The 7,081-nt window shown below is 71.8% G+C and carries 4 protein-coding genes; 3 read left to right on the top strand and 1 reads right to left on the bottom strand.

The window, feature by feature from the left end; all coding sequences use genetic code 11:
• Positions 1-190 precede the first annotated feature (190 nt).
• Positions 191-598, top strand: a complete 408-nt coding sequence (locus tag AC08OQ_RS00585; RefSeq protein ID WP_476599272.1) for a hypothetical protein — start codon at positions 191-193, stop codon at positions 596-598.
• A gap of 20 nt (positions 599-618) precedes the next feature.
• Here AC08OQ_RS00585 and AC08OQ_RS00580 read toward each other — a convergent pair whose 3' ends face one another.
• A complete protein-coding gene (locus AC08OQ_RS00580) occupies positions 619-3,858 on the bottom strand; it encodes a leucine--tRNA ligase (RefSeq protein WP_476599270.1) in 3,240 nt (1,079 codons plus the stop codon).
• A 254-nt stretch (positions 3,859-4,112) separates the two neighbouring features.
• Between AC08OQ_RS00580 and AC08OQ_RS00575 the strand changes: the two genes are divergently transcribed.
• Both AC08OQ_RS00575 and AC08OQ_RS00570 read left to right on the top strand, forming a co-directional pair.
• Positions 4,113-6,134, top strand: coding sequence for a thioredoxin domain-containing protein (locus AC08OQ_RS00575; protein ID WP_476599268.1), 2,022 nt, complete (start codon positions 4,113-4,115; stop codon positions 6,132-6,134).
• 211 nt (positions 6,135-6,345) lie between these two features.
• Positions 6,346-6,897, top strand: coding sequence for a hypothetical protein (locus AC08OQ_RS00570; RefSeq protein WP_476599266.1), 552 nt, complete (start codon positions 6,346-6,348; stop codon positions 6,895-6,897).
• Positions 6,898-7,081: the final 184 nt, after the last annotated feature.

Raw genomic sequence — 7,081 nt, 5'->3', positions numbered from 1 at the left:
CGACTCCTTGGACGGCATGTGACTTTTTGAACAGTATGTGATCTATTCAACGGTGCGTGGCCGCGGAGGCGGAGGGCTCGCACGGCAGGGCGTAGGGTCGGAACTGGCGCCCGTCGTGGAGTGTCCCCGTGGCGGGCGGTAACAGCAGGTGTGGCGGACACCAGAGGACACCAGGTGTGAGGACGTGGCCGTGAACGAGGTCTTCGCCGCTTCCGTGCTGGTCGAGAGGAAGATCGACGCCGGAGCCGTCGGGTTCCTCGTTGTCCTGGCACTGATCGTGGCATCCATTATGATCTTCTTCTTCCTCTCGAAGAGCCTGCGCCGGATGCGGTCGAACGTCGCCAGCGGCGAGTTCGCCGGCGGCGATCCTGATCCGAACGCGATGCGCCGGCTGGACGGTGGAGACGGGCGCCGTGGCGGGCGCGGTTCCGCCGCCTTGCCCGGGGGAGATGCGCCGGTTATCGACGGGGAGGTCGTCGAGGAGACCCCCGGCACCGCCGGCGCCGGTAGCCCGGCGGGCCCGGCGGGTGGCGGCAAGCAGCTGGACCTGCCGACCCAGCCCGGACCCCCCGCGGGCTCCGCGGGGAGCGATCGGTAGGCGGCTGCCGCAGACCCCGGTTAGGCGGGGGAGGTGGCGATATTCACGATCCGACCGGGCACGACGATGATCTTCTTGATCGTCTGACCGTCGGTCTGCCGGGCGAACTCGGGATGCGCGGCGAGCAGATCGCGAACCGTCTGCTCCGCCGAGCCGTCCGGAACCTCGAGGGTGAACCGGACCTTCCCGTTCACCTGGACCGGGATCGTCCTGACCGACTCGGCGGCCAGCGCCGGATCCCCGATCGGGAAGGCGGCCGTGCTGACCGACTCCTCGTGACCGAGGCGGGACCACAGTTCCTCGGCGATGTGCGGGGCCAGCGGGGCCGCCATCAGGGTGAGCGGCTCGGCGAGCGCGCGGGGGGTGGGGGACTTCCCGTAACTTTTGCTGACGAAGTTGGTCAGTTCGATGAGCCGGGCGACCGCGGTGTTGAACCGCAGCCCCGGGTATTCGGCGGTGACCGTGAGGATCGTCCGGTGCAGGACGCGAAGAGCCTCGTCGTCCAACGGCTCGTCGACGACGGCGGCCGCCCCGGTGGTCTCGTCGACGACGGTGCGCCACAGCCGCTGGAGGAACCGGTGCGAACCGACGATGTCGTCGGTGTGCCATGGCCGGTCGGCGTCGAGCGGGCCCATTGCCATCTCGTAGACGCGCAGCGTGTCGGCGCCGAACCGGTCGTACATCTCGTCCGGGCTGACGCTGTTCTTCAGGCTCTTGCCCATCTTGCCCGAGCGCCGGTTGACCGGGGCGCCCTGGAAGAGGAACCGGCCGTCGGGGGTCGCCGTCACCTCGGCCGCCGGGACGTACATGCCCCGGGCGTCGGTGAAGGCATCCGCCTGGATATAGCCCTGGTTGAACAGCCGCTTGAACGGCTCCTTGGTCGAGACGTGGCCCAGGTCGTAGAGCACCTTGTGCCAGAACCGGGCGTAGAGCAGGTGCAGCACGGCGTGCTCGACGCCGCCGACGTACAGATCGACGCCGCCGTCGCCGGGAACCGCGCCCGGCCCGGCCATCCAGTAGCGCTCGACGGTCGGGTCGACGAAGCGCTCGGTGTTGGTCGGGTCCAGGTAGCGCAGGTAGTACCAACACGAACCGGCCCACTGCGGCATGGTGTTCGTCTCACGCCGGTACTGCTTCGGCCCGTCGCCGAGATCCAGGGTGACCGTCACCCAGTCGGCGACCCGGGCCAGGGGGGGCAGCGGGTCGCTCGCGTCGTCCTCGGCCATCGCCGTGGGCCGGAAGTCGGTCATCTCCGGCAGCTCGATCGGCAGCAGCTCGTCGGGAACCGCGTGGGGGAGCCCGTCGGCGTCGAAGACGATCGGGAACGGCTCGCCCCAGTACCGCTGGCGGGAGAACAGCCAGTCCCGCAGCCGGTACGATCGCGCCGACCTGCCGGCGCCGATCTCCTCCAGCCAGTGAACCGTGGCCTTGATCGCCTCGCTCTTCGACAGGCCGACCAGCACCGGGGCGCCGGCCGGACCGGGCCGATACTCGCCCGCACCACTGAACGCCTCGGGCCACTGCGCCGATGGAGTCGCGGGCACTACCCCGTGCGTGGCGTACCAGTCCGCGTCCGGCTCCAGCACGGCGGGGATCGGCAGGTCGAACGCGCGGGCGAAGGAGAAGTCCCGGCTGTCGTGTGCCGGCACCGCCATGATCGCCCCGGTGCCGTAGCCCAGCAACACATAGTCGGCCAGGAAGACCGGGATGACCCCGCCACCGACCGGGTTGCGCACGTACGAGCCGGTGAACACGCCGGTGCGGTCGATGACCTCCTCGCCGCGCTGCCGGTCGCTGCGGTGGGCCGCGAACTCCCGGTAGGCGTCGACGGCGGCTCGCGGGGTCCACGCCGGATCGGCGCCCGCCTCCGGCCCGGCGGCGCCCGCCGGTTCCGTGCCGCCGCCCCGCCGTCCCGCCGGGAAGCGCCAGCTCACCGGGGTGCCCGTCGGCCAGGTGTCGGCGATCAGCGTGTCGACCAGGGGATGTTCGGGCGCAAGCACCAGGAAGGTGGCCCCCGCCAGGGTGTCCGGGCGGGTGGTATAGACCTCGATGCGCCGGGCGGTCGATGAGCCGGACGGATCGGAGGGATCGGACAGATTGAACAGATCGAACGGACTGGAGGCACCTGTCCCCTCGCCGGGGGCGACGACGGTGAACTCGACGCTGGCGCCCTCGCTCGGACCGATCCAGTTGCGCTGCATCTGCTTGATCGAGTCCGGCCAGTCGACCAGGTCGAGGTCGGAGATCAGCCGCTCGGCGTAGGCGGTGATCCGCAGGACCCACTGCTTCAGCGGCCGGCGGAACACCGGGTAGTTCCCGATGTCGCTGCGGCCGTCGGCGGTGACCTCCTCGTTCGCCAGCACGGTGCCCAGCCCCGGGCACCAGTTGACCAGCTGTTCGGAGATGTAGGCCAGGCGGTGCGCGTCGACGGCCTTCCGGCGGGACACTTCGTCGAGCTCGGCCCACGCCAGCCCGGCCGGGTTCGCCGCCCGGACCGCGTCAACCGACACGGCCGTGTTCCCCCCGGCGGGGCCGGCTACCGGCGCCCGGGTGCCCGCGGCGAACTCCTCGATCAGCTCGGCGATCGGCCGGGCCCGGTCGGCCTGCGGGTCGTACCAGCTGTTGAAGATCTGCTGGAAGATCCACTGCGTCCAGCGGTAGTAGCCCACGCCGGTCGTCGCGATCTCGCGGCGGGTGTCGTGGCCCAGCCCCAGCCGGGAGAGCTGGCGGCGCATGTTGGCGATGTTGGTATTGGTGGTGTCGCGGGGATGCTGGCCCGTGTTGATCGCGTACTGCTCGGCGGGCAGGCCGAAGGAGTCGTATCCGAACGGATGCAGCACGTGCCGGCCGGACATCCGCAGGTAGCGGGCGAACACGTCGGTACCGATGTACCCCAGCGGGTGCCCGACGTGCAGCCCCGAGCCGCTCGGATAGGGGAACATGTCCATGATGTAGAACGGCTCCCGGCCGGCGACCTTCTCGAAGTCCGCCGAGAGCGGCCCGACCGGGTTCGGCGAGTTGAACGTGCCCTCGTCGGCCCACCGGTGCTGCCAGCGCCGCTCGATGTCGGCGGCGAGCCGGGCGTCGTACCGGAAGCTCGGCTCGCCGCCCCCGGTCCCGGCGGGGGCGCCGCCCGCGCCGCCCGCGGTGCCCGCGGCTGCCGGGGTGGTCCCGCCGGACGCGTCGGTCGGTGCCACCGTGGTGTCCGCGGCGCCGGTCCGGGCGCCGGGCTCGGCCGTCTCACTCATCGCTCGTGCCATCCAAACTCGTTGGTACGTCGACCCTCTCACCGCTCTCGCGGCGGGAACGGCGGCCTGGCGGACGGCGGGGATCGTGCGGTCCCACGAGCCTATCCGCCGGGTACGCCGGCGCGGCGGGCCGGTCGAGGAAGCGCGCCGATCACGTCGGCGCGGCGTGGAGATGAGGGCGGACTACCTGGGCGCGCCTTTGGTTGCATATCCAGAGGCCTACGGGGTTCCGCGGGCCTGGCGGACACAGATCATGAGGAGTTCGGGTGCCTAACAAGCTCGCGGAGCAGACGTCTCCGTACCTGCTGCAGCACGCGGACAACCCGGTCGACTGGTGGCCCTGGAGCCCGGCGGCCTTCGCGGAGGCGGCCCGGCGGGGGGTGCCGGTGCTGCTCTCGGTGGGCTACGCATCCTGCCACTGGTGCCATGTCATGGCGCACGAGTCGTTCGAGGACGCCGTGACCGCCGAGTACATGAACGACCACTTCGTCAACATCAAGGTGGATCGGGAGGAGCGGCCCGACGTCGACTCCGTCTACATGGATGTCACCGTCGCCCTGACCGGGCACGGCGGCTGGCCGATGACGGTGTTCCTCACCCCTACCGCCGAGCCGTTCTTCGCCGGCACCTACTTCCCGCCGCGTCCCCGGCCCGGCATTGGGTCGTTCCGCCAGGTCCTGGCGGCGGTCACCGAGGCCTGGCAGACCCGGCGGGACGAGATCGAGGAGTCGGGGGCGGACATCGCCCGCCGGCTCGCCGAGGCGGCGATGCTCGGTCCGGCGTCCGGTCCCGCCGCCGAGATCACCCCGGCTCTGCTCGACACCGCCGTGGCGGGGCTGTCGGCCCGCTTCGATGCCCGTCACGGTGGATTCGGCGGTGCGCCGAAGTTCCCGCCGTCCATGGTCGCCGAGATGCTGCTGCGGCACTCCGCCCGCACGGGGGACGCGCGCAGCCTGGAGATGGTCGCGGTGACCTGCGAACGGATGGCGCGTGGGGGCATCTACGACCAGCTCGCCGGGGGGTTCGCCCGGTACAGCGTCGATGCGACGTGGACGGTCCCGCACTTCGAGAAGATGCTGTACGACAACGCGCAGCTGCTGCGGGTCTATCTGCACCTGTGGCGGGCCACCGGGTCGGCGCTGGCCGAACGGGTGGCCCGGGAGACGGCCGCCTTCCTGCTCGCGGATCTGCGCACCCCCCAGGGGGGGTTCGCCTCGGCGCTCGACGCGGATGCGGTTCCCGCGAGCGCCGTTCCCGCGAGCGCCGCCCCGGCGGGAGCGCATCCCGAGGAGGGGGCCAGCTACGCCTGGGCACCCGCCCAGCTCGTCGCCGTCCTCGGGCCGGGAGACGGCCGGTGGGCCGCCGACGTCTTCGGCGTCACCGAGCAGGGCAGTTTCGAACGTGGTATGTCGGTGCTGCGCCTGCCGGCGGACCCGGGCGACCCGGCGAGGTTCGCGGCGGTCCGCGCGGCCCTGGCCGCGGCACGGGCGACCCGGCCGCAGCCGGCTCGCGACGACAAGGTGGTGGGCGCCTGGAACGGCCTGGCCATCGCGGCGCTGGCCGAGGCCGGCGCGTTGTTCGACGAGCCGGGCTGGGTGCGGGCCGCCGAACAGGCCGCCGTCCTGCTCCGGGACGTGCATCTCGTCGACGGACGCCTGCGCCGGACGAGCCGGGACGGCCGGGTCGGCGTGAACGCCGGGGTACTGGAGGACTACGGCGACGTCGCCGAGGGGCTGCTCACCCTGCACCAGGTCACCGGCGATCCGGCGTGGCTCGCGCTCGCCGGGACGCTGCTGGACACCGTCCGTGACCGGTTCGCGGCCCCTGGCGGGGGGTTCTTCGATACCGCGGACGACGCGGAGGTGCTGTTGCGCCGGCCGCGGGACGACTCGGACTCGGCGACCCCGTCGGGCCAGGCTGCTGTCGCCGGCGCCCTGGTCAGCTACGCGGCGTTGACCGGTTCCACCGAACACCGGTCGGCCGCCGAGACGACGGTGGCGCGCGTCGCTCCGCTGCTGGCCCGGGATGCCCGGTTCGCCGGTTGGGCCGGTGCGGTCGCCGAGGCGCTGCTGGCCGGGCCGGCCGAGGTCGCGGTCGTGGGCAGCCCGGCGCTGGAACGGCTCGCCCGCCTCGGCACGGCGCCTGGTGCGGTCGTGGTGACCAGCGGACCGCTGACCGTCGGCCGGGACACGGCCGGGGTGTACGTGTGCCGGGACTTCGTCTGTGAGCTGCCGGCCCGAACCGCCGCCGAGGTGCGCCGCCAACTCGGGGTGAAGGTGGCCACCTGACCGTCCCGCTTCTTTCACTGGTGATGCGGTAAACATGTTGTACTAGCGATGCAGTAAGACTAGTGATGCAGTAAGCATGTAATCGTCACGAGGGGTTCTTCGGATCCGCTCCGGGGCACCGGATCGGGCCTCCGGGTCCGGATCGGCCGGCAGGCCGGGCCCGCGCGCGGGCCCCGACGCGGGTGCCGATCGGAGATCGAGGGGACACGTCATGTCCGGTCCGCGTGGACGGGGGTACGGCAGGCCGGGGGATCGGGCGGAGGTGGTTCCGGCGGACGACGCCGCAGCCTGGTTCGCCGAGCACATCCCGGCCGGGTGGTTCGCCGGGATGCCCACGGTGGTCGTGGACCGGGACGAGATTACGGTCATCGGGGTACTCGCGGCCGGCGGCGCCGCGCCTGGAGGAGTGCCGTCGGCGACGGGGGCCCGGATCCGGCGGTTCCGGGAGCAGACCCGCGAGGAACGGATCGCCATCGCCACGAAGGCCGAACATCGGTACAACCGCAAGGTGGCGTGGGGCGCGACCCTTGGTGACACCACCGAGCTGTTCACCGCACTGTCCGTGCCGGTGATGACCCGGCTGCGCCAGCCGGAACGCCAGGTGCTCGACACCCTCGTCGACTCGGGGGTGGCGCGCAGCCGCAGCGAGGCCCTCGCCTGGTGCGTACGTCTGGTGGGCGAGAACGCCGACAGCTGGCTGTGCCAGCTCCGGGAGGCCATGGAACAGGTGGAGAAGATCCGCTCGGTGGGCCCTCGGCTGTAGTCGGCGGAGACCCCGTACGGTGCCCGATGCCAGGGGTCCCCGCACTGCGGCGAAGCCGCCGTGCGGGGGAAGGCTGTTAGGGCCTGTTTGGGAAGTTTATCGGGGCAGCCATTCGTTGATCGCGGCGATGGTGACTGTTGCTTCGTAGCGGACGGCTAGCTTGTCGTAGCGGGTCGCGACCGCC

It is taken from the genome of Frankia sp. CcCS3 (genome assembly GCF_977927575.1).
Note: the sequence above shows the minus strand (reverse complement) of the source record. Positions and strands in the feature narration are given on the sequence as shown.